Genomic DNA, 26431 nt, shown 5'->3' on the forward strand with positions numbered 1-26431 from the left:
CGGCGAGCCGAGTTCGAAGAACGAACTATGGCGCCGTACGGTCGGGACCCGGAGGATCTGTAGAAGCGCGTCGGCAGCTATACCCACCCCAGGCAACGAGCGTCATCGAGACGGCGCGCCGCACAAAGGCTGGCCTGGCAGGCCCTCCGGCGGCCCGAAAACCCACCGATGGTGAAACGTCGTGTAACTCAGCTTCTCCGCCAAGGCACCCAGGGCCCCCAAAGCCCCCAAGGCCGCCGGGGTGAGCCCGGCGACCACAAGGAAAGGACCGAACCAGACTGCCGCGCACGAAGCACACCCGAAAGGTCGACACCATAGCGCGGCGAGGCCGGGCTGGGACTGCTTCCGGGTCGTTCGGTCGCCTGGGACCGGTGCTTAGGCGTCGACGACGATCGCGGTCACCACTGGAGTCCGGTTGTAGAACCGGCGCATCCACGAAGCGGTGGCCCGTTCAATGACTTCCTCAGGATCGTTGTTCCCGCCGCCACGTCGGCCGCCTGGATTCGCCAGCGACTTCTCGATGGCATCGGACGCCTTGTCAAGGTCCTCCTGGCTGCACTCGAAGCCCTTGGTGAAGAACTCGAGCGGCTCAGCCATTTCGCCGGTCTTCGCATCAATGATGGCAAGCACGGTGACTGCGCCCTCTTCGGCAAGGCGGCGACGTTCCTCAAGGGTGTCCTCGGTGGTGTGGCCCACGCTGTCACCATCGACGAAGACCAGCCCAGCCGGAATTTTCCCTGAGATGGTGGCTTTACCGTCGACCAGATCAACTGTCACGCCGTCTTCGGCGATCAGCACCGACTTCGGGTCGACGCCGGTGGCGACGGCGATCGCCTCGTTGGCCTTGAGGTGGCGCCATTCGCCGTGTACCGGCATGACGTTGCGGGGCTTGACGATGTTGTAGACGTACGCAAGCTCCCCGGCACTGGCGTGGCCCGAGACGTGTACCTTCGCGTTGCCCTTGTGGACCACATTGGCGCCGAGCTGGGTCAGGGCGTTGATAACGCCGTAGATGGCGTTCTCGTTGCCAGGAATCAGTGAGCTGGCGAGCAACACTGTGTCGCCTTCGCCGATGCGGATGGCGTGGTCGCCTCCGGCCATCCGGGACAGAGCCGCGAGCGGTTCGCCCTGCGACCCGGTGCAGATGAGGACCACCTTGTGGTCATCGGACTGCTGCAGCTTCTTGAAGTCCACCAGGATGCCGCGAGGGATGGTGAGGTAGCCCAGTTCCCGGGCGATGGTCATGTTGCGGACCATCGATCGGCCCACGAACGCCACCTTGCGGTGGTGCCGGTGCGCGGTGTCGATGACCTGCTGGATGCGGTGGATGTGGCTGGCGAAGCTGGAGACGATGATGCGGCGGGGAGCGGTCCGGAAGACCGTGTCGATCGCTGGCAGCAAGTCCTTTTCCGACGTGGTGAAACCGGGGACGTCCGCGTTGGTGGAGTCGGTGAGGAACAGGTCAACGCCTTCGGACCCCAGCCGGGCAAACCCCACGAGGTCGGTGATCCGACGGTCAAGGGGGAACTGGTCCATCTTGAAGTCGCCGGTGTGCAGGATCGTTCCGGCGCTGGTACGGATGGCGACGGCGAGGCTGTCAGGGATGGAGTGGTTCACGGCCAGGAACTCAAGGTCGAACGGACCCATCGGCTTCCTGGTGCCCTCTTCGACCTGAATGGTCTTCGGGTTGATGCGGTGTTCCTTGAGTTTGGCCTTGATGAACGCGAGCGTCAGGCGGGACCCGATCAGGGGGATGTCGGCCCGTTCCTTCAGAAGATACGGGATACCACCGATGTGGTCTTCGTGTCCGTGGGTCAGGACGACGCCGACGACGTCCTGCAGCCGGTCGCGGATCGCTGAGAAATCAGGCAGGATCAGGTTGACGCCGGGGTGAACTTCCTCGGGGAAGAGGACCCCGCAGTCCACGATCAGCAGTTTGCCGTTGAATTCGAACACGGTCATGTTGCGACCGATTTCGCCGATCCCTCCCAGGGCGACGATGCGCATGCTGCCCTTCGCCAAGGCTGGCGGAGCGTTCAGGGTGGTCTTGTTGGTATTCACAGTATTGACTCGTTTTCAATTGATATGTGCGAGCAGCGGGTCGCCGCCAGGTGGCCGTTACTGGCCGAAATCTGATCTTCCTCATTGGTGCCAGCAACACTGCCGATCACCGGGTAGCGGGAGACTCCCACTACAACGCCATAGGTGGACCTCGCGGGCGACCGCGGCACGCGCCGCGGAGTCATTTTGCAAGCGGCGAGGCGGCTTGCCGAAATGTCGAGGGAGAAGTCCACTTATTTACCTTACTGGACGGACAGCTACCCAGCCGTATTTAGTGCCGGAGGTGTCCTTGGAGAGCTTCGACCACCAGATCGTGGTCATCACGTTGGGGGAGTCCCGATACGGTCACCGTTGCCACGGCTCCCACGCCCCGCACATAGAGGGGAAATGACCCGCCGTGGGCCGCGAAGACTGTGGTGTCGAAGAGCGGATTGTCTTCCATCCGGGCCCCGCTATCCAGGGCACGCAGACCAACCAGGTATGACGGTTCCTGATATCGCGCGGCGGTACGGGCCTTGGCCCTGGCCCACAGTTCGTTGTCGGGGGTGGCGCCCGGCAGCGCCACATGGAACAACACCTGGTCGGGTCGGCTGATGTCGATGGCGATCGGAAGACCTCGGTCGGTGCCGAGCTTCACCAGACGCAGGCCCAGAGAAAGCGCGTCCTCGAGGGTGAAATGGGGAAACTGGAGTTCGGCAATCTCGAGTTCGATCAGTGCAATGAGTTCAGATAGTTGCGGGTCTGCCGGTTTCAAGGGGGCCATGACCTAAACGTACTCCCCGAGGGAGGCCTGAGACCTGCCTCCCTCGGGAAAAATCGGAACTTCGGGGGGAGCCGTCAGAGTCGGCAGCCGCCGAGCTGGCGCTGCACGCCGTCGACCCGGTGGACGAAAGCAGCCATCGCTTCGCGGGTGATGTTTTCCAGCGGGCGGAAGGTCCTGTCGTTCCAGCCAGTGGAAACGCCGGACTGCTTCATCCAGGCGATCTCCCGGTAGAACTCGGTGCCCCGTGGGACATCTGCGAAGGGCGCGGTCGAGGGGGTCGTGAACCCGGCGGCACCACCCAAATTGCAGGCGTCTGCCGTGTACCTGTACATAAACGCGGCCATTGCGTCCCGGCTGATGGGCTGCAGCGGACGATAGGTGCCGTCGCCCCACCCGGTGGTGAGGCCCACGGCTTCCATCCAGGCGATTTCCTTGTAGTACAGGCTGGTGGTCGGAACGTCCTTGAACGGGCTTCGTGCCGGTGCGGTGAAGGATGGGCTGCCCGCGTGCCGGTAGATGTACGCTGCCATGGCGTCACGGTTCATGGTGGCGGAGGGCCGGTAGGTGCCGTCGGCCCAACCCGTGGCCAGCTTCCTGGCGTGGAGCCATTCAATTTGGGTGCGGAATCCGGTCTTCGAAAGGTCCTTGAACGGCAACCCCGCATCAATGGTTACCGTGGCAGAGGAGGTGGACAGCGCGTTGATGGTGACAGAGGTTCCGGCGTGAGTGGTGAAGGTCCTGCCAGCTTTCCAGGCGTGGTTGGGAGCGTAGTAGCCGGCGAACGGTTTGGTGGAAGGCATCAGGACCAACGATGCATTCGGAGCAGCACCGCCTAGCTGGACAATTTTCACTCCGAAGTTTCCGTTGACGGCCAGCGCTTTGTCGTAGCCCACCGGTGCCCGGAATTCGAGATAGTAGACCTCCCGGGATCGGGGATCAGTGAACTTCACGGCCCGGTTTGAGGCGGTGCCCGCCCACGGTGTCAGTGTGTAGCTCTTACGACCTGTTGCCACGCCGACATTGCGGATTTCGTCTCCCCGGCCGAACTTTCCGTAATCCCAGAAACTGGAGCTGATCGCCGGGGTCTGGAACCACTGGGCGGAGCCCATCAGGTCCATGGTGTCGGCGTATTCGCGGATGTAGCAGCCGGTTCCTGTGAAGGAGGGGACGTCACTCTGGCCATTGGGGCACTGCAGTGCGTCGGCGTGCATGAGCCCTAGGACGTGCCCAAATTCGTGGGTCACCACGTTGGTGGTGAAGTTGCTGTACTGCGGCATCAGAATTCGTCCGCTGGTGCCATTGCTGCTCCAGCCGTAACCCAGAATCCCGCCCTGCAGGGCTGTCGGGATGAAGACAACGAGTGCGGTGTACGGGCTGTAGGTCCAGCGGAGTTCGTTGGTGACCTGGTTCATGATGTCGTTGTAGGACCAGGTGGAGCGTGCCTTGGTCTTGTGTCCCGCCACCTGGGAGGTGACCGCCATCGACAGCCGGTTGTTGGACATCGACTTCCAATAGTTGCTTGAAACATTCACCGAATTGATGGCGTGTGGCATCGAGACCGTGCTCGAACTGTCGGCCAGCTTGACGGTGACCAGCTTGACTTTGATGGTGCCCTGGCGTTGTGCGGGGACGATGTTGGCTGGAACATCCTGCGGCTCCGCGGTGGCGGCGCCTTCACGCTGGAGTCCGAGGGGCTGTCCGTTGGTTTCGAAGTCATAGCCGGGTTCGTAGGTGTGTATGGAGCGCGGGGCGCCGCCTACCTGGTCGAAGATGTCTTTGCTGTTCGGGTCAACTGACGTCAAGTCGACTGGTTCGACCGGTTCGACGATTGCAGGCTCTTCGGGCGTGACTGACGTCGATTCAGCTGGTTCTTCGGACGCGGTTGCCGCCGGCGCGGTCGGTTCAACCAACGCGGTTTCCGCGGGATCTGCTGGCGCCGGCTCAACGACCGAGGTTTCCGCTGGCGCGAGAGGGGCGGCCGTGGCGGACTCTGCGGTCATGGTGGGCAGTGTTGATGCCAAGAGGATCAGGGCGGTCAGAGCCGCGGCGGATCGCCTGAAGACGCGCATATGTTTGTTCCTAACTCAACCGGGGCGAGAGACTTGACCGCTTTGCGGCAGATCCCGGGAGGTCCTACACACAAAACAGGTTCGGCACGCACAAGCGCCGAACCTCTAAAGGTCACCTCAAAAGTATGGTTTGTTATTACTACGAGGACCGCCCCAATTTGGCAAAGTCTTTCCGAAATACCCGAAGGATTCCCGCAGGTTTTGCCAAACTCAGGACGCTTTGTCCGAGAACCACCAGTCAGGCTCGTGGGTGGGAGCTGGTTCAGAGGAGCGCCGCGCACTCAGATCGGTCACCACGGGGCTAACTCTGTTGCCTGTCTGCGCGCGCGTCCGAGTGAGAAGCATGCGGGCTACGGCCAGCAGTAATGCGGGAATTGAGACCAGGACCGCGACGCTGAGGGCATACATTGCCAGCAGCGCGTGAACAGGGGATCCGAAGAGGCTGGCGATGAAGAAGCTGCTGCCGAGCCAGGCCCACACCCAGAACAGGAGTACCGCGTAAACCAGCGCACGAGCACGCCGGTACTGCAACGGATAATTCATCCGCTGGTGCTCCATTCGCTTGGTCCCAGTAGTCGATGAAACCCGCAAAAAGCGGGTTTCAAGATTGATACTAGCCCCAAATCTGTCACTTGAACGTTTTATCGTCGTTAATAGGACGTGACCAGAAATAAAGACGAAAGAATTCGCGTCGACCGCGTGTATAGCGGGAAACTCTGGACCCGAGTGAATTCCGTCGGCGCTCGGGGTCGGCACCCGTTCGTACTCGTCTGCGGTATTGGCGTCTCATCCTATTACTTCGAACAGCTTGCTCCGCACCTGGAGCGGTCCGGGCCAGTGTGTGCGCTGGACCTTCCAGGGTTCGGGGGTGCACCGCACAATCGCAGTGGTCGGTCGATGAGGGAATACGCCGACCTCGTCAAGAGGGGGTCGAAGGCGCACAACGACGGCAAGAACCAGCAGGCTGAAGCGCACCGCAAGCTCCCGCGAGACTAGCCGCCCGTGAGCAGCGTGAGCCGCTAGAGCAGTCGCACGTGGTCGGGGTTGAGGTCTTCCACGCGGTTTACGCCGAGCAGTTGCATGGTCCGCGCGGTCTCCTTGCTGAGGATCTCAATGGTCCGGTCCACACCGGCTCGTCNGTCCGCCTGCCATCAGCCCGTACAGGTAGGCCCGCCCAATCAGGGTGAAGTCGGCGCCGAGAGCCAGTGCCGCCACAATGTCGCCGCCGCTCATGATGCCGGTATCGAGCATGATGTTCGTCTTGCCCTTCAGTGCGGCCGCGACGTCCGGGAGCAGATGCAAAGGGATTGGTGCCCGGTCCAGTTGGCGACCGCCGTGATTGGACAGCACAATTCCGTCCACTCCGTGGTCAACGGCCTTCTTGGCGTCGTCGACTGTCTGAATGCCCTTCACCACCAGGTTGCCCTTCCAGACCTCACGGAGCCAGTCAAGGTCCTCGTAGGTGAGGGTGGGATCGAACATGGAATTGATGAGGTCGGCCACGGTTCCCGAATAGCGGGACAACGAGGCGAAAGCCAACGGCTCATGGGTGAGGAAATTGAACCACCAGGCCGGCCGGTAGGACGCGTCCAGTACCGTCTTCGCGGTGAGTGCTGGCGGGATGGTGAGGCCATTGCGCACATCACGAAGCCGCGACCCGGCCACCGCAGTATCGACGGTGACCATAAGGGTGTCATTGCCCGCCTTGGCGGCGCGGCTGATCAATTCCATTGACCGGTCCCGGTCGGTCCACAGGTAGAGCTGGAACCAGTTCCGCCCATTCGGGGCTGCCGTAGCCACATCCTCGATGGAGGCGGTGCCCATGGTGGACAGCGTGTAAGGGATGCCAGCGGCCTCGGCCGCCTGCGAACCGGCATATTCGCCTTCAGACTGCATCATCCGGGTGAAACCGGTGGGGGCAATGCCGAAGGGCTGGGCGGATGGCTGACCCAACACGGACACCGAGGTGTCAACCGTCTCCACATTGCGGAGGATGCCGGGCCGAAATTCCAGGTCGAGGAATGCGCCCCTGGCCCGCCGTAAGGTAATTTCCGCTTCCGCCGCGCCATCCGTGTAGTCAAAGGGGGCGGTAGGAGTGCGCCGCTTGGCCTGATCACGGAGATCCCAGATAGTGCTGGCGCGCCTCAACCGGGCAGCAGCGCCCAGTTCAGGTTTCTTGAACTGCATCAGGGGGGCGAGGTCCTTGACTTTCGGGATGCGTCGTTTGAGTGCTGGGGGAATCTGGGATGGCATGCTGACCTCGCTTCAATCCGGTGTGGTCGGACCACAGGGCTTTTGGTGGACTCTACCGTCACCCGGCCCAGCCACGCAAGCATTGATAGCTGCCAGCGGTTGCGTTGCGCCTTCGTGCTTTGTCCCTGTGGTCCGACCGCTGACTACTATTGGTGCATGCGTAACCATGAGCTCGTGCTGTCGTGGATTGAAGCCGAGTTGGCTGCGGGTCGGCTGGCCGTTGGCCAGCGGCTGCCAGGCGAGCGCGCGGTTGCTGAGCAATTGAACGTGTCCCGCGCATCGGCCAGGGAAGGCATCCGTGTCCTTGAGGCGATGGGGGTGGTGCGGGCAGGGGTAGGGTCAGGCCCTGGTGCTGGCACAGTGATCACCGCAAACCCTGCCGTGGCGCTCGGCGCAGCTCTTCGCTTCCACGTGGCCAGTTCGCATCTTCCAGTGGAAGACATAGTCCAAACGCGTTTGCTGCTCGAAACCTGGGCCGTCGGGCAGGCACAAGCCACCGCGCCCTCCATGGCTGTCGCCGAGGACCTCCTGGATGAGATGGACAATCCCGGGTTGGCGGCCGCCGAATTCCTCCGCCTCGATGCCCTGTTTCATGTGGCGCTCGCCGAAGCGGCCGGGAATGTGCTGATCGGCGCGATGATGTCCTCGCTTCGCGGGTCGATCGAGTCCTACACGCTGGAGTTAACCAGCCGCCTGCCGGACTGGACCCGCACTGTTGAACGCTTGCGAGCCGAGCATCGGGCCATCTTTCAGGCGATCGCCGACGGGAACAACAGCAACAACGCCGCCGACGACGACGACAACGACGACGCCGCCCGCTCGCCGGGGCCGGATGCCTCAGTCCTGATCGCCGACCATATCGCTGGCTTCTACCGCGAAGCGGGTTTATAACTCAGGGACGACGCGACGAATAGACGGAGGCAACACGATGAGTGCAACGGCAACCCTTGAAGAGGCCTACGGAAGAATTCCGGACGCTGTGCGCAGGGCCGTCACCGGTCTGGACCCGAGTCAACTGGCGTTCAGACCCGCCGGCCCCGGCAGCGCGGCAGGAAATTCAATCGCCTGGTTGGTCTGGCATCTGGCGCGGGTCCAGGACAACCACATTGCCGACGCCGCAGCGCTCCCGGAATTATGGGTCGTCGGCGGTTGGGCTGGACGTTTCGCCCTGGACCTCGATGAATCGGACACGGGGTACGGACATTCCTCGGCACAGGTCAGTAAAGTTCGCCCCGCCAGTGCTGACCTATTGGTCGACTATTTCGACGCCGTGCACGCACGCACGCTGGAGTTTGTTACCGGGCTCGACGAGGCGGACCTGAGCCGGATCGTCGACACTTCCTGGAACCCTCCCGTGACGCTTCAGGTCCGACTGGTCAGCGTGATCGAAGACTGCATGCAGCACGTCGGACAGGCGGCCTATGTGCGGGGTTTGCTGACCCAGGACGAGAACTAGGGTCTGGATCCGGACTAGGCGCGGGGTGCGGTGAGCCCGGTTTCGCGGAGCGTAATGTTCAGCCTGCCTTTGAGGCCAAGTGCCGGATCGCTGGTTCCCGGCTGGGTTTTCAGTACACCGTGGTAGGCAAAACGGGAAGGGCCTCCGAAGACGAACAGGTCACCTGATTCGAGGGCAAGGTCGGTCCAGGGCTTGTTTCGGGTCTCGGTGTTGCCGAAGCGGAAGACGCAGGAGTCGCCGATGCTCAGGGAAACCACTGGGGCGGGGGACCGCTCATCCTTGTCCTGGTGCATTCCCATCGCCGCCCCATCATCGTAGAAATTCACCAGGGCGGCGTCGGGTGCGTAACTGTTCGGACCGCCGTAGGCAGCGGTCACTGCATCGCGGCCCAGCTGGGCCAACCACTCCGGGAACTCGGCCACCTGGCCGCCACCGGCGTCGTCGGCGGTCTTGGTGTACCGGTAGGGCTGCCAGTGCCAGCCCAGGCACACGGTCTTGACCGACATCATCGATCCGTTGGGCATGCGGGCGGCCCGCATCGGGACGGGCCCTGCCGCCCACCCGCGGCACGCGACAACCAGTTCGCGTTGCTGCTCGAGGCTGAGCCAGCCGGGTAGGTGGACGGCGCCCGGAGCGGGTTCGATTCGTTCCCGCGGCAGTAAGGAATCCATGCCTCAATTGTGGCCGATCATTAGCAGAAACGGCCCGGAGGACCAGAAACCGCAGTGTGCAAGCGGCAGGTCTTGGCCTTTCGGCCGTTTCTGCAACGGGCTGGGTAACGGGCTCCGGGCAACGGGGCGCCGAGGAAGGTGGCGGGTTAGGTGGTCCAGAAGGTGAAGTCGTCCTGGCTGAGCGCCAACCGGGTATCCACTGCGTCGTCGCGCATCCAGACGGTCCCCAGTCCGGGGGCGGTTTCCTCGACCTGCCCGCGGTAGAGCACCTCGCGCTGGAGCCGGGCCTCGATGCGGTCACCCCGCTTCAGGGAACGCAGGCTGCGGATGCGGCTGCCACCGCCGGGGGTGGGGTCGGTGCGGCAGGGTTCGGCGTTGATGCTGGCCGTGGGCATGCTGGTCCTTTAGGTTGTGACGTGCGGGAGGGGGCTGGCCACTGCCAGCAATCTAGTTATGTCAACCCCTCGATGGGTAGTTTTTATTCCGGGGGCCGCAGCAGGAGTCGTTGCACCTCGTCGTCGGGCACCTGCCCGAACTGGTGGTACGCCTGCCCGACGGATCCGAGCGACGCCGCGTCCCACAGCCAGAACGTCTGATCGGCCAGCGGACGGATTCCGGCAAGGGAGTGTCCGAGGAAGACCGGGGCTGCCACCCACAGTTGGGCTGGGCGGAGCTGTCGGACGGCGTGGAGGGCAGCGCGGAGGGTGGCGCCGGTGGCCACGCCGTCGTCGACGATGACGATGGTCCGCCCAGCGATCTCCAGCGGCGGCAACCCGGCCCGATACAGTTCCTCCCGGCGTGCCAGTTCAACCAGTTCGGGGGCGATCGCCGCCTCGAAGGCTGCGTTGCCGTCACCGGTCAGGCCCGCAATGACTCGTTCGTTGCGGACGGTGCTGAGGCTACCGCCGGCGGTTGCGACAGCACCCATGGCCAGCTCGTCGAACCCCGGCACTCCGATCTTGCGGACCAGAACGACGTCGAGCGGGCAGCTCAGCGCCGCCGAAATCTCGGCGGCGACCGGCACGCCTCCGCGGGGAAGCCCAAGGACCAGCAGCCCGGGGGAACCGGCGAACGGCAGGAGAGCGTGGGCGAGTTGGCGGCCGGCGTCCTGCCTGTCGTCGAACTTTCGGGGTGTTGCGGACTTGCTGCGCATCGTCTGGGTCTGTTCATCAGAGGCGAAGAGTGGTAAACCGAATGCAACCCTACATTTCCGGCGAGGTCAAAGTCGATCACCGGAGGAACCAGGAGGCCCGCCATGAAGCTGCGGGACACCACAGGAAGACCGTCATGGGAGCCGCAGCGCGGCCGTCGCGAGTGGAAATCGGGTGGGGTGAGATGACTGCAGCACTGCATTCCCATAGCGCCCTGTACAAACGACCCGGCCCATGGTGCACCATCTATATGGACGCCAGTACCGGGTCCGGGGACTCCCTCCACGCCGATGACGCACGCCCCGACGCGATCGCCGCGGCCCTCCACAAGGCCGGTGCAGGCCGGCAGGATATCCAGGCGGTCGGCGCCGCGCTCGGCAGCTCGGCAAAGGGTCTGCCAGACCCCGTGGCGCGATTCCTCTTGGTCAACGACGGCGAGGTGGCATTTGACGAGTTCCTCCCAGGCCGGCTGGTGATGCAGGAGGTGCACGACGTCGGCCCCGTCCCCAACCTGGTGCCCCTGGTCCGGCACCGCCCCCAGGAGTTTGCCTATGTGGTGGCGGAGGCGGGCCGCGACGGCGGAACCATCCACCTGCATCGGGTCAACAGGTCCGACGACGAAAGCACCGAGGTGGAAGGGTCCACCGAAAACCTCAAGAAGATCCCGGGCGGTGGCACGTCACAGGGTGGGTATCTGCACCGGACCGAAAACATCTGGCGCGCCAACGCGGGGGAAATTGCCGATGAAATTGATCGGGTGGTGCGGAATAGCCGCGCGAAACTGCTGATCCTCGCCGGCGATATCCGGGCGCGGAACCTCGTGGCAGAACAGCTGTCGGAGGCGAGCCGGGCCATCCTGAGCGTGGTAGAGAGCCACACCCGGACGGATGGGGCTGACCGGGATGCGTTTGCCCGGGAGGTGTCGTCGCGGGTGGCTGCCTGTGTCGCTGGAGAGCAGCAGCAACTGCTGGAGCGTTTCGAGAACCAGCAGGGAAGGGAGCATCCCGAGTCTGTGGCAGGACTGGGTGCTGTGGTTCATGCGCTTCAGCAGGGTCAGGTGGGGACTCTCCTGATTGAGCGTTCCGCCTGGGACGAGCAGCGGTTGCTGGCGCTCGCCGCCGAACCCTGGATCGCGGCTTCGACGAACGAGATTTCCGGCGCCCGTCTGATCGGTACCCTTTCAGCGCCCTCGGCTCTCCTTCGCGCCGCCGCGCTCACCGACGCCGACGTCGTGCTGTTCCCGCCCGGGGCGCTCGACCCGCACCGGATTGCAGCACTCCTGCGCTGGCCACTCGGACCAACCACCCCGTAGCGGTCCGGCTAGGTGGGCTCACGCGGGTCGGAGATTGTGAGCCAGAGCCGATGCGTGGTGATCACCACTGCCAGCCACCCGAGGCCGAGCGTGGCAGCAACCACCACATCCGTGACCCAATGGTGGCCCAGATAGACCCGGGTGGCGGCCATCAAAAGGGTGAATATCAGAGCGCCAGCGATGATCAGGGCGCGTGAGCGATTGCGGTGCGCCCCCAGCACGAGCAGGTACGCGATGATGCCGCTGATCACCATGGCGTTCAGCGTGTGTCCGCTCGGGAACGACGGCGACGATTCGTACGGTGGGACCGCAAACTCAAGCGGTGGGCGCAGCCGTCCGATCGCATTTTTCCCCAGCACGGTCATCAGCAGCGACCCGGAGGCTGCGACCGCCACGAGGACCAGCGGTGTCAGGGACCGGCGTCGAAAACACAGGCCGGCGATCGCGGCGGCGGTAAGCAGCGGCATCATGATCGGACCGCCAAGGAACGTGAAACCGCTCGCCAGCGCCACGAGGACCGGATTACGTAGCTGCACTGACGCATCAAGGGCCGGCTGGTCCAGGACGGCAATCCCATCCGTTTCCGCGACCGCCTCATACACTTCGGCCGACGCGAGGGCCAGGGACACCGCGATGCCGACGCCGACCGCCAGGATCAGCAGCATGGCCCAGCGCGGTCCGACCCAGCGGGCCAGGGCACGCACCCAGCGCACTGTGACCCGTCCCACCGGGGTGGTCCAGCGGGTGTAATCCCTGCCGCCAACGAAATGGTCCTTGTCGGATGTCATTGGTCGACTCTAACGCGACGGCGGGGCCTAGGCTGAGGGGATGAATGATCACCAATCACTGCGCGACCTGGTGCACGGGGTCGCGGTCTTCCCCGATGAGCTGCCTCACTTCGATCCTGCAGCCGTGCCGGATTCGCCGGTGCACCTCTTCCATGAATGGCTGGCGGCTGCTGTCGATGCCGCGGTGATGGCACCGCATTCAGTCACCGTTGCAACGGTGGATCGGGACGGCCTCCCCGACGCCAGAGTGGTGATCCTGAAAGACGTGACTGAGCAGGGGTTTTCCTTCGCCAGCAGCAGCGACAGTCCCAAAGGCCGCCAACTGCAGGGTTCCCCGGCGGCCGCCCTGGCCCTGTTCTGGCCCACGATGGGCCGTCAGATCCGCATCAGGGGCAAGGTTCGCCCCGCGGGCGTCGAGGAGAACGACGCCGACTTCCGCCGCCGCCACCCGGTGGCGCGAGCGCTGGTGCTCGCCGGTGAGCAGAGCAGCCGCCTGCGCGATCGGGAGGAACTCGACGCCGCCGTCGCTGCCCAGCTGGATCGGTTCGACGCCCTCGACGGTGAAGCTGCCGCTCCCGGGTCGGCCACCTGGACGGTTTACACGGTGGTCCCGGACACCGTCGAGTTTTGGCAGGCCGACCCCGAACGTCGGCACCTGCGGTTGCGCTATGCCAGTGACGGCGACGGCTGGTCACGGGCCCTGCTCTGGCCGTAGGGTCGGTCGGGCCGCCGCTACCCGTCGTCGTCGTCGCCTGCTGTTCACCGACCCTTCGGATCGGGGACACCCGCCCGTCACCTCTGACCAATCCGGCGGTGGCACCGTGGGGGTGTGAGGATCGTGATTGTTGCTGAAACATTCCTGCCCGCCGTGAACGGGGTAACCCATTCCGTCCAGAAAATGCTCGAGCATTTCGCGGCGCGAGGCGACGAGGTGCTGGTGATCGCCCCCTCCGGGGCCGGCGGGGCTGAGCCTAACCGTGGACGGACGGTCCGCATCCACCGGCTGCCCGCCGTGCCCCTGGCCGGGTACGGGAGCGTTCGGGTGGCGCTGGGCGGTGTCACCCGGGTACGCAATATTCTGGCGGACTTCGCACCGGACATCATCCACCTCGCTTCGCCCTTTGAGCTGGGGTGGCGGGCGGTGCGTGCTGCCGAGCAGCTTGGCATTCCCGTGGTTGCCGTCTACCAGACTGATGTCCCCGGCTACGCCGCCCGCTACGGTGTCCCATTCCTCGCCAATTGGGCGTGGCAGCGGGTGGAGAACATTCACTCAGGCGCCGCCCGCACCCTGGCGCCGTCCACCTCAGCTGTCGACCAGCTGCGCGGGCACGGTATTCCGCGGGTGCATCTGTGGCGGAGGGGGGTCGATACGCGACGGTTCCACCCCGGTCGGCGGGACCACAAACTGCGGTCGGTGCTCGCCCCCGGAGGGGAACGCCTGATCGGGTACGTTGGCCGGCTCGCCGCCGAGAAGCAGGTTGAGGATCTGCGGGTCCTGGCTGATATCGAAAACACCCGACTGGTGATCATCGGCGATGGCCCCCTGCGGGGCGCCCTGGAGGAGGCCCTCCCGAACGCGGTCTTCACGGGGTTCCTCGGTGGGGAGGAACTGGCAGCAGCCGTCGCCAGCCTTGACCTCTTTGTGCACCCCGGCGAACTCGAAACCTTCTGCCAGACCATCCAGGAGGCCATGGCCTCCGGCGTGCCGGTCGTTGCCACCGGCCGGGGCGGACCCCTGGACCTCGTCGATATCTCCCGTACCGGTTGGCTCTATACGGCCGGCAACCTGGACCAGATGCGCGGCCAGGTGATGGACCTGATCGGGGATGACGCGAAACGTCAGGCGTTCGCGGAGGCCGCCTTCGCGAGCGTGCAGGGCCGCACCTGGCCGGTGCTCTGCGAGCTGTTGGTCCAGCACTATGAAGAGGTCATGGAGGAACATGCGCTGCTTCGTCTCTGAGGCACAGGGCGGTGTAGCCGCCACCGCGGTATGAGCGAGCGCACACGGCGGTACGTGGCGCTCGGCGATTCCTTCACCGAGGGGGTGGGGGATCCGAGCAAACACCTGCCCAACGGCGTCCGCGGCTGGGCCGACCGGGTGGCCGAACGGCTGGCGAAGGACCAGCCGGGATGGGAATACGCAAACCTGGCGGTGCGCAGCAAACGACTGCGCCACATCACCGCCGAGCAACTGGAACCAGCGCTGGCACTGCGCCCCACCTTGATCACCCTCTACGCCGGAGGCAATGACATTCTCGACGCCGGAACCTCGGTGCCGCTCCTCCTCACGGCGTACGAGGAGCTGGTGGCACCGTTGGCGGCGACCGGGGCCAGGGTGCTCCTGTTCACGGGGTACGACGTCGATGTGTCCCCCGCGCTCCGGCTGCTGCGCAAGCGCCACCAGCTCTATAACGACGGCGTCCGCCAGATCGCGGACCGGTACGGCGCGGACCTGGTGGATTACTGGGGCTTCGAAGCCTATGAGGACCGGCGCATGTGGGGGCCGGATCGGCTGCACATGTCGAAGGCTGGCCACAAATACATGGCCACCCGAGTGCTGGACCTCCTGGAGGTGCAGCACTCAGTGAAACTGAAGGACTGGGAGCCAGCGGTCCCAAGGACATTCAGGGAGTGGGAACGCGCCCAGCGCCGATGGATCCACGACTGGGTGCTGCCATTGGCGGGGCGCAAGATCCGCCGGGTCACCCTCGGGGACAACCTGCCCCCGCGCTGGCCCACCCCGGTGGTGGTGCCACCGAAAGGCGGGCTTCGCCGCCTCGTGAAGGACCAGGGCCTGCCTGCGGTGCTGGGCGGTCCCGGCGTGCCCTAGCTTGCCCCCACAATCAGCAGGATCCCGGCGAACACCACACCTGAGACGATCAGGGTAACCATGGTGTAGCCCAGGATGTCGCGCATCTTCAGGCCAGCGATCGCCAGCAGCGGCAGGGCCCAGAAGGGCTGGATCATATTGGTCCACTGGTCGCCGTAGGACACGGCCATGATCGCTACTGCGGGGTCTACGCCCAGCCGTTCGGCTGCGTCGAGCATGATCGGTGCCTGCACCGCGAACTGTCCGCCACCTGATGGTACGAAAAAGTTCACCAACCCTGCGGAGAGCAGGGCGAACAAACCAAACGTGGTGGGGTTGGCGATGCTCACGAACGCGTCCGAAACCACGTTGATGAGGCCCGTCGTCGTCATGATGCCCATGATTCCGGCGTAGAGAGGGAACTGGAGAAGAATTTCGCCGACGTTTGACGCAGCGTTCTTGGTCAGCGCGATCAGCTCGAAGGGGCTGCGGACCAGGAGGAATAGCAGGGCGAGGAACGTCCAATTGACGATGTCCAGGGTGGCGGTGCCGCCCTGCACATAGTGGACCACCAGGTAGGCAACCAGCGCCATGCCCAACAACGTGGTGAGGATACGGCTGGCGTCGATGCGGTCGGCGGGGGTGACGACGTCGTCGTTCAGCGCGACGTCATCGGTGTGCCGGGCGTCGACCTGCAGCTCGGAAATCCTGTCCCCGGAGCGGGGAGACACCAGTGCCAGGGCCGCGCTCACCAGGACAATCGTGGCGATGGCGGCAGTGATGTTCCACCAGGAGAAGGTGGTTTCGGTGATGGGGATGGTGGTGCCGAGCTGCTCGGCGATGAATGAACCCTCGGTCGCCGCGGTCAAGGGGCCGGACCCCGAGTAGCCCATATGCCACACCACGAAACCGGAGAACCCTGCTGCGACCAGCATCGGGAAATGCAGTGCCATGCCGCGCTCGCGGGCCTGCGCGGCAACCTCTTTGGCGAGCAGGCCGCCGACGACGAGGCCCAGCCCCCAGGTGATCAGCGACGCCGTGGCGGCAACCACGAACACGAAAACATAGGCCTGCATCGGGCTTCGGGGGATCCCGCCGAGACGGGCCAGCAGTTTCCGGACCGGCCCGGTGTGGGCCAGCGCGTGGCCGAGCAACAGGATGAGAGCCATCTGGGTCATAAAGGCGAGCAACCCTGACAGGCCGTCGCCCCACCCGTTGAGGACGTCAACCGGCCCCGCATCCGTGAAAATCAGCGCGGCGACAGCGACGACGAGGCTGAGTACGACGGCGAACACCAGCGCGCTGGGGAGGAAGCGTTCAACCACCGAGTTGATCGGACGCATCGCAGCCGACACCGCTGATGTTTTTTGTTTTGCTGGGGGACCGGAGGTCGGCATGGCTGGGTTCTCCTGTGAATAGACGTCATTGTCGGTTCGGTAGGGCTCCGATCCGGCACCAACGTTACTTCACCGGCAACCGCCGCGGGTCAATCTGTACGACAATGGTGTCCACAGCATCATCCCCACCAACTGCCGTGGAAAGGTAAGCCGTTGATCAAAGAGATCGCCGTTTTCAGTGGACAAGCAAGTGGGGGATTCGCCGAGGAGATCTGCGGGCACCTGGGTGTGCCGCTGCTCCCGTCACGGCTGCAGCGCTTCGCGAACGACTGCCTGGAAGTGCAGTTGCTGGAAAACTGCCGTGAACGGGACGTATTCATTGTGCAGCCGCTGGTCAAGCCAGTGCAGGAGAACCTGATGGAGCTGCTCATGATGATCGACGCCGCCCGCGGGGCCTCCGCGGGACGCATCACGGCCGTGATGCCACACTATTCGTACGCGCGTTCCGACAAGAAGGACGCACCGCGCATCTCCATCGGCGGCAAGCTGGTGGCGGATCTTCTCACCACCGCTGGCGCATCCCGGGTCCTCACCATGACCCTGCACGCGCCGCAGGTGCAGGCGTTCTTCGGCGTTCCCGTGGATCAGCTGCACGCCCTGCGGGAACTCGCCGCCCATTTCAAGGACCTGGACCTGAGTAACGCCATCGTGGTGTCTCCTGATCTGGGCAACGCGAAGGCCGCGACCGCGTTCTCCCGACTGCTGGGCACGCCGGTCGCCGCCGGGGCCAAGGAACGGTTTGAGAATGACCAAGTCCGAATCACCTCCATCATCGGCGACGTCAGAGACAAAGACATCGTGGTGCTTGACGACGAGATCGCCAACGGCAGCACCGTTCTGGAGTTGCTGGATCACCTGGCGAAAATGGGAGCACGGAAGGCGCGGGTGGTCTGCACCCATGGCATCTTCTCCAACGGAGCCGTCGAGCGGATCGCCGAGCGCGACGACGTCATTGAGGTGCTCTGCACCGACACCGTTCCCATCGGGGAAGACAAGGCTCATCCGAAACTGAAAGTCATTTCGGTGGCCAACGCCTTCGCCGAAGCGATCCGCCGTATCCACACCGGAGAATCGGTGAGCGCCCTCTTCCAGTCAGAGGACATCAGGGTCTGACGTTGTTCGCGGTCGCGGCGGAACCCGGGGTAGCCGTCGGGGTGTTGCCGTTGTCAGGTCGTCCTCCGGCATCACTACGGTGAGGTGGCGGCCCAGGGTCGCTGCCCTAGGTGGCTGAAGCCAGACGTCGTCGGAGTTCGTCCGCCGCGCCGCTCTGCGGGTTTCCTTCCGGCAGTGGTCCACGGCCCCAGAGCCAGAGCAGCAACTCGGCGGGCCTGCCGCTGATCTGGGCATCAGCCCGGTCACTGACCTGGCGTTCAAGGGTGACGACGTCCGGGGCGATAGCCAGGGTCCAGGCTAGTCCTGCGCTCCGCAGGGTGATGGTGGCGCCGCTGGCGTCGTCGTCGGGCTTGCTCCGGACGAGCATCACGGTGAGGATTTCATCGATGCCGTCCACCGCAAGGTCGGGGTCGATTGGGTGGGGATGGCCCAGCGCGGATTCGAGGTCATAGCGGTGGATGGACGTTTCGTGGGCGAGCCTGCGGATCCAGAAGCCGACCGTCTGGTCGTCCTTGACCCAGGTGAAAGCCGGATCCGTTGGTGCGTGGGCATCGAACTGGTCCATCAGCCGCGCGTAGCACTGTTGCAGCGCGGGGATCGGCTGCATCTGGTCCAGCTCTGGTGGCGGCCAGGTCCCGGTCGGCCTGGCACCGGTCCGGATGGACTCGGACTTGTGAAGGTACACCATCGCCGTGTGGCGAATCAGGTCCTCCCCGGTCCAGCCCGGGCAGGCGGATACCGCAGAGATCAGGGCCGAGGGTGCCAACTCAACCATCCGGGAGTGGTCGCGGGCCAGCAGCGCACGGTACCGGTCGAAGGGAAGGGCGTACGGATACGGAGCTGTCATTACCCGAGTCTAGGCACAATGCCGGCGGAAGGCCGTGAGCCCGGCGGCCAGGAACCGGTGCGGGGCTCGTCCGGCCGCAAAGACTCATCGCGTGCTTGCATCCCGAATGTTACTGGCCGGTAATATAGGTTCATGCACCTTCTGTTTCGGACCCTGCTGACCCTGTTCACCTCCAGACGCCGCCCAAAGTTGAGTATCTGGGGAGAGTCTTCATTGCCGCTCCGCGTCCTGCCCACGGACATTGACATCGCAATGCATGTCAACAACGGCATGTATTTCTCCCTCATGGACCTGGGCCGGTTCGACCTGATGATCCGCAGCGGCACCTGGTCAATGATGCGGCGTAGGGGCTGGAGCCCGGTAGCCAACGGCGAGACCATCAGCTTCCGCAAATCCCTGACCCTGGGTCAGCAGTACACCATCGAGACCCGCATTGTCGGGTTCGACGAGCGTGCCATCTACTTCGAGCAGCGGATGGTCAGTGGTGGCGAAATCTACGCCAAGGCGGTCATCGCCACCCGGCTGGTCTCCAAGAACGGCCCGGTCAGCAACGAAGACATTTTCGCCGCCCTGGGGCAGCCCCCTGCCGCCCTGGTCCTGCCGGAATGGATCCACGAGTGGCGCCTGAACAACTCATTGCCCAGCACCAGGCGCCCCGCCCCGCACGTCTGGGTCCGGTAGGCCTGGTTCGAGTTTCCCGCACGCGGAAGGTGCCAGCCGGCCGCCCAGCGGGACTTATTCGGTTGAGAAATCAGTGAACTCGCCGGTCGGAGCACCGTAGGACCCGTCGACGTCGTTCACCCGTCCGGGAGCGGCGGCGGAGCCAAGCCAGGAGGCCAGTTCATGGACCGCCCGGTCGGCGCCCTCGGCCACGATCAGCACTGACCCGTCTGCCCGGTTCGAGGCGATGCCTGAGAGCCCCAGCGCCAGAGCCCGTTTGCGGGTGTAATAGCGGAACCCGACACCCTGCACGGTTCCGGTCACGGTCGCTGTGAGCCGGGTTTGCTGCTGTTCATTCATCGGTTCAGCGTAGCGAACCACCTCTCAACCCCCTAGGTTTGAGGGTATGCCTGCAACCGAAACATCCAGCACGTCCAGACCACCCGAGCCAGACCTCCTGATCCGCCTCGCCGAGGCTCACCGCGTGGGCACAGCGTTCCGGGGCTGGGACGGCCAGGAAAAGAGTGTCAGCCCGCAGACCCTGACGAAAGTGCTGAGCGCGCTCGGTGTTGCCTGCGAAACGAACGACGACGCCGTCCGGGCGCTGCACGACGCCGAAACGGCTCCCTGGCGGCGGACGCTCCCTCCCGTCGTCGTCGGCAGGGAAACGGTGGTCCAGGACGTTCCGATTATTACCCCAGCGGGAAACCGGCCGACCATTCGCCTCGTGCTCGAAGACGGACAGCTGAGGGAACTGGAGCTGTCCGGCAGTGCCGTTGAGCAGTCAGAGATCGACGGCGTCCCCCTGGAGCGCCTGCACCTCACCCTCCCGGGTGATTTGCCGCTCGGGTGGCATACCCTGCACGCGGTCCAGGCCGATGGCGCCGTCGCAGAGTGCACACTGGTTGTGACTCCACAGCGGCTGAACACCACGGCGCGGCTCAACCGAACCTGGGGGCTGATGGCCCAGCTGTACTCGGTGCGGTCCAAGGACTCGTGGGGGGTCGGGGACATCGCTGACCTGGGTCAGCTGGCAGCCTTCTCGGCGAGCAGGGGGGCGGGGTTTGTGCTGATTAACCCCTTGCATGCCGCCGAACCCGCTCCTCCTGTCGAACCCTCACCGTATCTGCCGTCTACCCGGCGCTTCTTCAACCCGCTTTATCTTCGGGTGGAGAACGTCCCCGAGTACGCGGCGTTGACCGCCGGGGCGCGGGATGCCATCGAACACGATGCTGTGACCCTGCGGCAGGCCAACAGTGACGCTGACATTCTGGACCGGGACAGCAGCTACGCCGCGAAGCTCAGCGCGCTGGAGAGCATCCACCAGGTGCCACTGAGCCACGAAAGACAACGTTCCTTCGATGAGTTCCGGGCGCAGGAAGGTGAGGGCCTGGAAAGCTTCGCCCTCTGGTGCGCGCTCGCAGAAACCCTGCCCGCGGGAGCCCCCGAATGGGACGACCAGTCCTACCTCGACACCCGGCGCGTAGCCCTGGCGGACCGGATCGGGTTCCACCTCTGGCTGCAATGGCTCTGCGATGAGCAGCTTGCCGCCACGCAGCAGGGCGCGCTCGACGCCGGGATGACCATCGGTATCATCCATGACCTGGCCGTCGGCGTGCACTCCCACGGGTCCGACGCGTGGTCCCTGCGCAGCGTCCTCGCGGAAGGGATTAGCGTCGGCGCACCACCAGACATGTTCAACCAGCAGGGCCAGGACTGGAGCCAGCCGCCGTGGCATCCTGGCCGCCTGGCCGAATCCGGGTACACCGCCTATCGGGACATGCTGCGCACGGTCCTCAAACACGCCGGTGGTATCCGCGTGGACCACATCCTCGGCCTGTTTCGCCTCTGGTGGATCCCCGCCGGCGGCGGGTCCGGCGACGGCACTTACGTCTATTACGACCACGAGGCGCTCATTGGCATCCTGGCCCTCGAAGCGCAGCGGGCCGGCGCCGTCGTCATCGGCGAGGATCTCGGCGTGTTTGAGCCCGGGGTGCAGGACTACCTGGCCGAGCGCGGCATCCTGGGCACCTCGATCCTCTGGTTCGAGCACGACGACGACGGCCCGCGCCGTCCCGAAAGCTACCGCCAGGCGTGCCTGACCAGCGTCACCACCCACGACCTGCCGCCGTCTGCCGGGTACCTGGCGGGCGAACACGTTGACCTGCGGGAGTCACTTGGGTTGCTGAACCGACCGGTTGAGGAAGAACGCTCGGCCGACCAGGCGGCCCAGGACTCGGTGCTGGCACTGGTCCGTGCAGTGACGGGACCAACTGCCGGAGGCGCCGCCGACACGGTGGAATCAACTGTAGAAGCGTTGCACCGGTTCATTGTGCGAACTCCTTCGGTGCTGCTCGGCGTCGCGCTGACGGATGCGGTGGGGGAGCGGCGCACCCAGAACCAACCGGGGACCAAGGACGAGTACCCCAACTGGCGGATCCCCCTCGCCGGATCTGACGGCCAGTCAGTGCTCCTCGAGGACCTGCCGGACAATGAGCGGTTTGCCGCCCTGGCGCGGGTGATGGCGGGTTGATCCGGGGGGACCGACTCATTCCGGGGCGGCGCCCCGAAGGTTCTATGCTGTAACCATGGCCCCCGCCGAATTATATTTCCCTCTCCCCTCCGCCTGTTCGCGCGCGTTGGGCTACCGAAGGATCCGTTGTGGGTGAGCTCCCGCCGGACGGCGTGCAGGGGATTGACGCCACCCTCAGTCGCGGTGCGGACAACATCCTGAGGCTGCGGTGGGCGCGAGGCATCTCAATCACTGAAGCCGACGCCCGCCTGGCAATGGATCAGGTGAACAAGCTGTGCGCTGGGGAAAGCCTCCCCATGCTCGTTGACATGGCGACTACGAAGGCCGTCAGCCGGGGAGCGCGAACGGTGTTCGGTCTGCCGTGCTCGGCTTCGCGGATTGCGCTCCTGGGCTCATCGCAGGTCGATAAGGTCATTGCCAACTTCATTCTGGGCGTGAGCTCGCTACCGTGCCCCACAAAATTCTTCACCTCCGAACCGGCCGCGCTTGGCTGGCTGAAGGAGAGGTAAGTGGCGGAAGAGTTTGTGGACAAGCGGCTCGACGCCTTGGTGGAGGGAATTGTCCGGCTCTCCTCCGGAGACCTGTCAGCCAGGATGGAAGTTTCTCCCGCCCGGGATTCAATGGACGCCGTGATCAGCGGTGTGAATCTCCTGGCCGAGGAACTCGAAGTTCTCTATGAAGACCTGGAGCAGCGGGTCCGTGACCGGACCGCCCGCTTGCACGCGGCCCAGGTTGAGTTGGAACGAATGGCTATGTATGACAGTCTCACCGGTCTCCCGAACCGAACCCTGCTGCGCCGACGGATTGACGACGAAACGCTGGCCGCGGCCGCAGGGGTGCAACCTGCGGCATTGATTCTGCTGGATCTTGACGCGTTCAAAGCGGTGAACGATAGCCTTGGCCATTCTGCCGGCGACCAGGTGCTGATCGAAGTGGGACGTCGTCTTGAATCGACCGTCCGGGAATCCGATACTGTGGCACGGCTGGGCGGCGACGAGTTTGCGGTCTTGTTGCCGCAAACTGCCGACGAGATCGCCTGTGAAATCGCTGAGCGTATCCTTTACGCGTTGCGGCCGGCGATGATCGTTTCCGAGACCAGCATCCGCATCCTGGCGAGTATCGGTGTCCGGTGCGGTGAAGCCGGGCAGTCGGGCGAAGACATGATGCGCGACGCCGATACCGCAATGTATGTGGCGAAGAACCTTGGCCGCAGCAATGTCCAGGTGTTTCACCCAGCCATGCTGCAAGCGACGCACGAGCGTTTCACCATTCTCGAGGAGCTGCGTCAGGCCATCCCAGCAGGTCAGCTCAGAGTTCATTACCAGCCGCTGGTCTCCCTTCAGACCTCCACAATTATTGGCGCCGAGGCTCTGGTGCGCTGGCAGCACCCGGACCGTGGGCTGCTCTATCCGGACCATTTCATTGGGATAGCGGAGGAGAGTGGACTGGTCGTCGATATCGGTGAATGGATGATCAACGCGGTCGCTGCTCAGCTCGGAGATTGGGGGGATGTGTTGGATGGTCGGGACTTTGCCGTCCGAATCAACTTGTCCGCCGCTGAAAGCAGGGCCCCCGGTCTGGCTGACCTCATCGATCGGGCCCTCGCCAGGCATGCTGTTCCCACCGATCGGTTTATCGTCGAGATTACTGAGACTTCCCTGATGACTGATCCGGAGGCGAGCTCCGCCAATTTGCTCGGGCTGCGGGAGCTTGGCGTCGGTGTCGAAATCGATGACTTCGGTACCGGCTACTCGTCCATCAGCTACCTCAGGAAACTTCCCGCCCAGGCGGTGAAAATGGACAGCTCGCTGATCGAAGACATTGTCGATGATCCGAGGCAGTTGAAGTTTGTCGCTGCCGTCCTGCAACTGATCGAAGCGGCTGGTCTCCTCTCGGTCGCGGAGGGAATTGAGACGGCTGACCAGGCCAGGCTCCTGAACCGAATGGGCTGCGATTACGGTCAGGGTTACTTTTTCGGCCGGCCGGCAGAGGCGGCAGTAATGGCAGGGCTAATCGGTAAAGGATTGCCCTCGCTGAGGGTTTAGTGTTGACGCGTGCCGACATTCCCGAAGAAATACCTCCTGCTGCCTGCGGTTATCAGGCTCTCCTCAGGGGTGCCCAGGGATCGTAATGTCGCCTGGGAAAACTATTGGCACCGGATTCAAAGCACAGGGTCCGACGGCGACGTGTTGTGGGACGCTGGCGGGGACCAGGAGTTCAATAGCTACCTTCCCGGCCTCAGCCGCACCCTGAACCCTGCGCTGCCGGTCATTGATATCGGCTGCGGCAACGGTGCATTCACCCGGTTGCTGGCCGCCTACTTCCCCCTGGCTGTAGGGGTGGACGTCGCCTCGAGTGCCACGTCCCGTGCGCTGACCGAATCGGCTGATCTCAGCAACGTGGACTATCGCACCGCCGACTGCACCGCTCCGGGGGCCGGCGAGCTCCTGGCAGCCGACTTTGGCCACTCGAACGTCTTTGTCCGGGGCGTCTTCCACGTCCTCGACCCGGCGGCCCGCACTGCCCTGGCCGCCACGCTCAAATCCTTGGTCGGGCCCCAGGGGCGGGTTTTTCTGGTGGAAACCAACTATCGAGGCGACGCGCTCAGCTACATTTCGCGCCTTGGCGCCTCGCCCGGCAGGATTCCCAAACCGTTGGAGCTCGCCATCGGCGGTCTGCCGAAACCCGGTCATTTCGGCCCCGCCGAACGTCAGTCAGCCTTCGACGACGAGTCCTGGGCTGTGCTCGAGGACGGTCCGGTGACCATTAACGCTGTTGCCATGCGGGCGAAGGGCGAGCCGGAGCAGATCCCGGGCTACTACGCAGCGCTCGCGCCCCGTTCCTGAGTCGACCAGGTCGTCAAAACTCATCGGTTGCCCGTTCAAACTATTATGTGATCTTCGTCTACCCTTAGTGAGGTTGAATATTGAACAATTTCACGCAGCGTCAGCGCCCGCGGTCCTGACAGTACCCACCGTTCCAGCACGAAGGAGACATTGATGAGTTGGCTTGCCCGCGAACACACCATCGCCCCGCCCGGGTTTAACCGTTGGTTGATCCCCCCCGCAGCCCTGGCGGTGCATCTCTGTATCGGCCAGGCATACGCCACCAGCGTGTACAAGAACGCCCTGGTTGAGCACTTCGATGCGAGCCTGACGCAGATCGGCGTTATCTTCTCGATCGCCATCGTGATGCTGGGCCTGTCGGCCGCAGTGATGGGCACCTGGGTAGATAAGAACGGCCCCCGCATGGCCATGTTCACCTCGGCTCTTTTCTGGACCGGTGGTTTCCTTGTCGGCTCACTCGGAATCTTCACCAACCAGCTGTGGCTCGTCTACCTGGGCTACGGCTTCATCGGTGGCATCGGTCTTGGCATCGGTTACATCTCCCCGGTTTCGACCCTGATCAAATGGTTCCCGGACAGGCCAGGGCTGGCTACCGGTATGGCCATCATGGGCTTCGGTGGCGGCGCCCTGATCGCCAGCCCCCTCTCCACCCAGCTGTTGCGGATGTATGACCCGAACTCCGACGTCGAGGGCTGGGTAGCCAGCGGCGATTCGGTGGGCATGCTCTTCCTCACCCTCGCAGCCATTTACCTCGTGTACATGATGTTCGGTGCGTTCACCATCAAGGTCCCCGCAGCTGACTGGAAGCCGGCAGGCTTCGACCCCTCAACAATCAAGACCAAAGCGCTCGTAACCTCCGATAACGTCTCGGCCAAGAACTCCATCAAGACCAAGCAGTTCTGGCTGGTCTGGATCGTGCTCTTCTGCAACGTCACGGCAGGTATCGGCATCCTTGAGCAGGCGTCCCCAATGATCCAGGACTTCTTCCGCGAAGCAGACGGCTCCACCGCGGTCACCGTTGCTGTCGCCGGTGGGTTCGTTGGGTTGTTGTCGATTGGAAACATGGCCGGTCGCTTCGTCTGGTCCTCCACCTCAGACATCATTGGTCGCAAGCGGATCTACATGATCTATTTGGGTGTTGGCGCATTGCTGTACACCACGCTGGCGCTCGCCGGCGCGGGCACCACGATCCTCTTCGTGTTCCTGGCCTTCTTCATCATTTCCTTCTACGGCGGCGGCTTCGCTACCGTTCCTGCCTACCTGCGTGACCTCTTCGGCACCTACCAGGTCGGCGCCATTCACGGCCGGTTGCTGACCGCCTGGTCAGCCGCGGGTATCGCCGGACCACTGATCGTCAACGGTTTCCTCGACGCTCAGGGCACACCAGGCGAGCTCACCGCAGCCGCCTACCAGCCGGCACTGCTCACCATGGTGGGTCTGCTGGTTATCGGTTTCATCGCCAACCTGATGATCAAGCCGGTCGACTCGAAGTTCCACGAACCAAAGGCGGCTCCCGAATCCGGGACGTCCACCAAAGAATCCGCTATGGAGGCATGAGATGAAGGTAGCAAGCACCACGTTCGTATGGGCCCTTGTGACCGTTCCCTTGGCATATGGGATCTTCCAGACCATGACCCGCGTGTCAGCACTGTTCGGCGGCTAACCACCCGCAGTTTGTAGTGCTGCACGTTAACGACGGCGG

Annotated in this window: 25 protein-coding genes and 1 pseudogene; 14 read left to right on the forward strand and 12 right to left on the reverse strand. The window is 64.1% G+C overall.

Annotated elements, in window-relative coordinates:
* Positions 1 to 375 precede the first annotated feature (375 nt).
* The 5 genes and pseudogenes from B384_RS0115950 to B384_RS19320 form a co-directional block, all read right to left on the reverse strand.
* Positions 376 to 2007: a ribonuclease J gene (locus tag B384_RS0115950; protein ID WP_083850977.1), complete on the reverse strand. Its 1632-nt coding sequence runs from the start codon at positions 2005 to 2007 to the stop codon at positions 376 to 378.
* A gap of 325 nt (positions 2008 to 2332) precedes the next feature.
* Entirely contained in the window at positions 2333 to 2824 is a 492-nt protein-coding gene (locus B384_RS0115960) for a heme-degrading domain-containing protein (protein ID WP_019484100.1), read from the reverse strand.
* A 74-nt stretch (positions 2825 to 2898) separates the two neighbouring features.
* Positions 2899 to 4893, reverse strand: a complete 1995-nt coding sequence (locus B384_RS0115965) for an S-layer homology domain-containing protein (RefSeq protein ID WP_019484101.1) — start codon at positions 4891 to 4893, stop codon at positions 2899 to 2901.
* A gap of 210 nt (positions 4894 to 5103) precedes the next feature.
* The gene (locus B384_RS0115970; protein ID WP_035747490.1) at positions 5104 to 5436 is read right to left on the reverse strand and encodes a hypothetical protein; all 333 of its coding nucleotides are present in this window, start codon (positions 5434 to 5436) and stop codon (positions 5104 to 5106) included.
* A 476-nt stretch (positions 5437 to 5912) separates the two neighbouring features.
* Positions 5913 to 7146 (reverse strand): annotated as a pseudogene (locus B384_RS19320) (alpha-hydroxy acid oxidase).
* Between the two features lie 156 nt (positions 7147 to 7302).
* Here B384_RS19320 and B384_RS0115985 point away from each other — a divergent pair.
* Positions 7303 to 8037, forward strand: a complete 735-nt coding sequence (locus B384_RS0115985; protein ID WP_019484105.1) for a FadR/GntR family transcriptional regulator — start codon at positions 7303 to 7305, stop codon at positions 8035 to 8037.
* A 37-nt stretch (positions 8038 to 8074) separates the two neighbouring features.
* Positions 8075 to 8602 (forward strand): mycothiol transferase, encoded by a 528-nt coding sequence (locus B384_RS0115990; RefSeq protein ID WP_019484106.1) that lies wholly within the window; start codon positions 8075 to 8077, stop codon positions 8600 to 8602.
* Positions 8603 to 8616: 14 nt separating this feature from the next.
* On the opposite strand, the gene B384_RS0115995 is transcribed toward B384_RS0115990, so the two are convergent.
* The 3 genes from B384_RS0115995 to B384_RS0116005 form a co-directional block, all read right to left on the reverse strand.
* Positions 8617 to 9273, reverse strand: coding sequence for an alpha-ketoglutarate-dependent dioxygenase AlkB family protein (locus B384_RS0115995; RefSeq protein WP_019484107.1), 657 nt, complete (start codon positions 9271 to 9273; stop codon positions 8617 to 8619).
* Positions 9274 to 9419: 146 nt separating this feature from the next.
* Complete coding sequence (locus B384_RS0116000) at positions 9420 to 9668, reverse strand: hypothetical protein (RefSeq protein ID WP_019484108.1); 249 nt, start codon at positions 9666 to 9668, stop codon at positions 9420 to 9422.
* A gap of 83 nt (positions 9669 to 9751) precedes the next feature.
* Entirely contained in the window at positions 9752 to 10426 is a 675-nt protein-coding gene (locus B384_RS0116005; RefSeq protein WP_019484109.1) for a phosphoribosyltransferase, read from the reverse strand.
* A gap of 41 nt (positions 10427 to 10467) precedes the next feature.
* On the opposite strand from B384_RS0116005, the gene B384_RS0116010 reads away from it, so the two are divergent.
* Positions 10468 to 11736, forward strand: coding sequence for a baeRF2 domain-containing protein (locus tag B384_RS0116010; protein ID WP_019484110.1), 1269 nt, complete (start codon positions 10468 to 10470; stop codon positions 11734 to 11736).
* An 8-nt stretch (positions 11737 to 11744) separates the two neighbouring features.
* On the opposite strand, the gene B384_RS0116015 is transcribed toward B384_RS0116010, so the two are convergent.
* Positions 11745 to 12524: a phosphatase PAP2 family protein gene (locus B384_RS0116015; RefSeq protein WP_019484111.1), complete on the reverse strand. Its 780-nt coding sequence runs from the start codon at positions 12522 to 12524 to the stop codon at positions 11745 to 11747.
* Between the two features lie 40 nt (positions 12525 to 12564).
* Between B384_RS0116015 and B384_RS0116020 the strand changes: the two genes are divergently transcribed.
* The 3 genes from B384_RS0116020 to B384_RS19325 all read left to right on the forward strand — a co-directional run bounded on the left by B384_RS0116020 (position 12565) and on the right by B384_RS19325 (position 15354).
* On the forward strand, positions 12565 to 13239 hold the full coding sequence (locus tag B384_RS0116020) for a pyridoxine/pyridoxamine 5'-phosphate oxidase (RefSeq protein WP_019484112.1): 675 nt from the start codon (positions 12565 to 12567) through the stop codon (positions 13237 to 13239).
* A 114-nt stretch (positions 13240 to 13353) separates the two neighbouring features.
* The gene (locus B384_RS0116025) at positions 13354 to 14484 is read left to right on the forward strand and encodes a glycosyltransferase family 4 protein (RefSeq protein ID WP_019484113.1); all 1131 of its coding nucleotides are present in this window, start codon (positions 13354 to 13356) and stop codon (positions 14482 to 14484) included.
* Positions 14485 to 14514: 30 nt separating this feature from the next.
* The gene (locus B384_RS19325) at positions 14515 to 15354 is read left to right on the forward strand and encodes an SGNH/GDSL hydrolase family protein (RefSeq protein WP_019484114.1); all 840 of its coding nucleotides are present in this window, start codon (positions 14515 to 14517) and stop codon (positions 15352 to 15354) included.
* Here B384_RS19325 and B384_RS0116035 read toward each other — a convergent pair.
* Positions 15351 to 16730 (reverse strand): short-chain fatty acid transporter, encoded by a 1380-nt coding sequence (locus tag B384_RS0116035; RefSeq protein WP_019484115.1) that lies wholly within the window; start codon positions 16728 to 16730, stop codon positions 15351 to 15353. The genes B384_RS19325 and B384_RS0116035 overlap by 4 nt on opposite strands.
* A gap of 156 nt (positions 16731 to 16886) precedes the next feature.
* On the opposite strand from B384_RS0116035, the gene B384_RS0116040 reads away from it, so the two are divergent.
* Positions 16887 to 17843: a ribose-phosphate diphosphokinase gene (locus B384_RS0116040; protein WP_024476315.1), complete on the forward strand. Its 957-nt coding sequence runs from the start codon at positions 16887 to 16889 to the stop codon at positions 17841 to 17843.
* A 106-nt stretch (positions 17844 to 17949) separates the two neighbouring features.
* On the opposite strand, the gene B384_RS0116045 is transcribed toward B384_RS0116040, so the two are convergent.
* Positions 17950 to 18690, reverse strand: a complete 741-nt coding sequence (locus B384_RS0116045) for a maleylpyruvate isomerase family mycothiol-dependent enzyme (protein ID WP_019484117.1) — start codon at positions 18688 to 18690, stop codon at positions 17950 to 17952.
* Between the two features lie 132 nt (positions 18691 to 18822).
* On the opposite strand from B384_RS0116045, the gene B384_RS0116050 reads away from it, so the two are divergent.
* Positions 18823 to 19371, forward strand: a complete 549-nt coding sequence (locus B384_RS0116050; protein WP_019484118.1) for an acyl-CoA thioesterase — start codon at positions 18823 to 18825, stop codon at positions 19369 to 19371.
* A 54-nt stretch (positions 19372 to 19425) separates the two neighbouring features.
* On the opposite strand, the gene B384_RS0116055 is transcribed toward B384_RS0116050, so the two are convergent.
* A complete protein-coding gene (locus tag B384_RS0116055; protein WP_024476314.1) occupies positions 19426 to 19710 on the reverse strand; it encodes an acylphosphatase in 285 nt (94 codons plus the stop codon).
* Positions 19711 to 19756: 46 nt separating this feature from the next.
* Here B384_RS0116055 and malQ point away from each other — a divergent pair, with 46 nt between their 5' ends.
* The 6 genes from malQ (at position 19757) to B384_RS21525 (ending at position 26392) form a co-directional block, all read left to right on the forward strand.
* A complete protein-coding gene (gene malQ / locus B384_RS0116060; RefSeq protein WP_019484120.1) occupies positions 19757 to 21883 on the forward strand; it encodes a 4-alpha-glucanotransferase in 2127 nt (708 codons plus the stop codon).
* Positions 21884 to 22011: 128 nt separating this feature from the next.
* Entirely contained in the window at positions 22012 to 22392 is a 381-nt protein-coding gene (locus B384_RS0116065; RefSeq protein WP_019484121.1) for a DUF7793 family protein, read from the forward strand.
* On the forward strand, positions 22393 to 23928 hold the full coding sequence (locus B384_RS0116070) for a putative bifunctional diguanylate cyclase/phosphodiesterase (RefSeq protein WP_019484122.1): 1536 nt from the start codon (positions 22393 to 22395) through the stop codon (positions 23926 to 23928).
* Positions 23929 to 23937: 9 nt separating this feature from the next.
* On the forward strand, positions 23938 to 24729 hold the full coding sequence (locus B384_RS0116075) for a class I SAM-dependent methyltransferase (protein WP_019484123.1): 792 nt from the start codon (positions 23938 to 23940) through the stop codon (positions 24727 to 24729).
* Between the two features lie 153 nt (positions 24730 to 24882).
* Positions 24883 to 26286 carry an OFA family MFS transporter gene (locus B384_RS0116080; RefSeq protein WP_019484124.1) on the forward strand — a complete coding sequence of 468 codons (1404 nt, stop codon included), beginning with the start codon at positions 24883 to 24885 and terminating at the stop codon, positions 26284 to 26286.
* A gap of 1 nt (position 26287) precedes the next feature.
* Positions 26288 to 26392, forward strand: coding sequence for an MFS transporter small subunit (locus B384_RS21525; protein WP_019484125.1), 105 nt, complete (start codon positions 26288 to 26290; stop codon positions 26390 to 26392).
* Positions 26393 to 26431 lie beyond the last annotated feature (39 nt).

It is taken from the genome of Arthrobacter sp. TB 23, from assembly GCF_000294595.1.
Classification (GTDB): Bacteria; Actinomycetota; Actinomycetes; order Actinomycetales; family Micrococcaceae; genus Arthrobacter_D.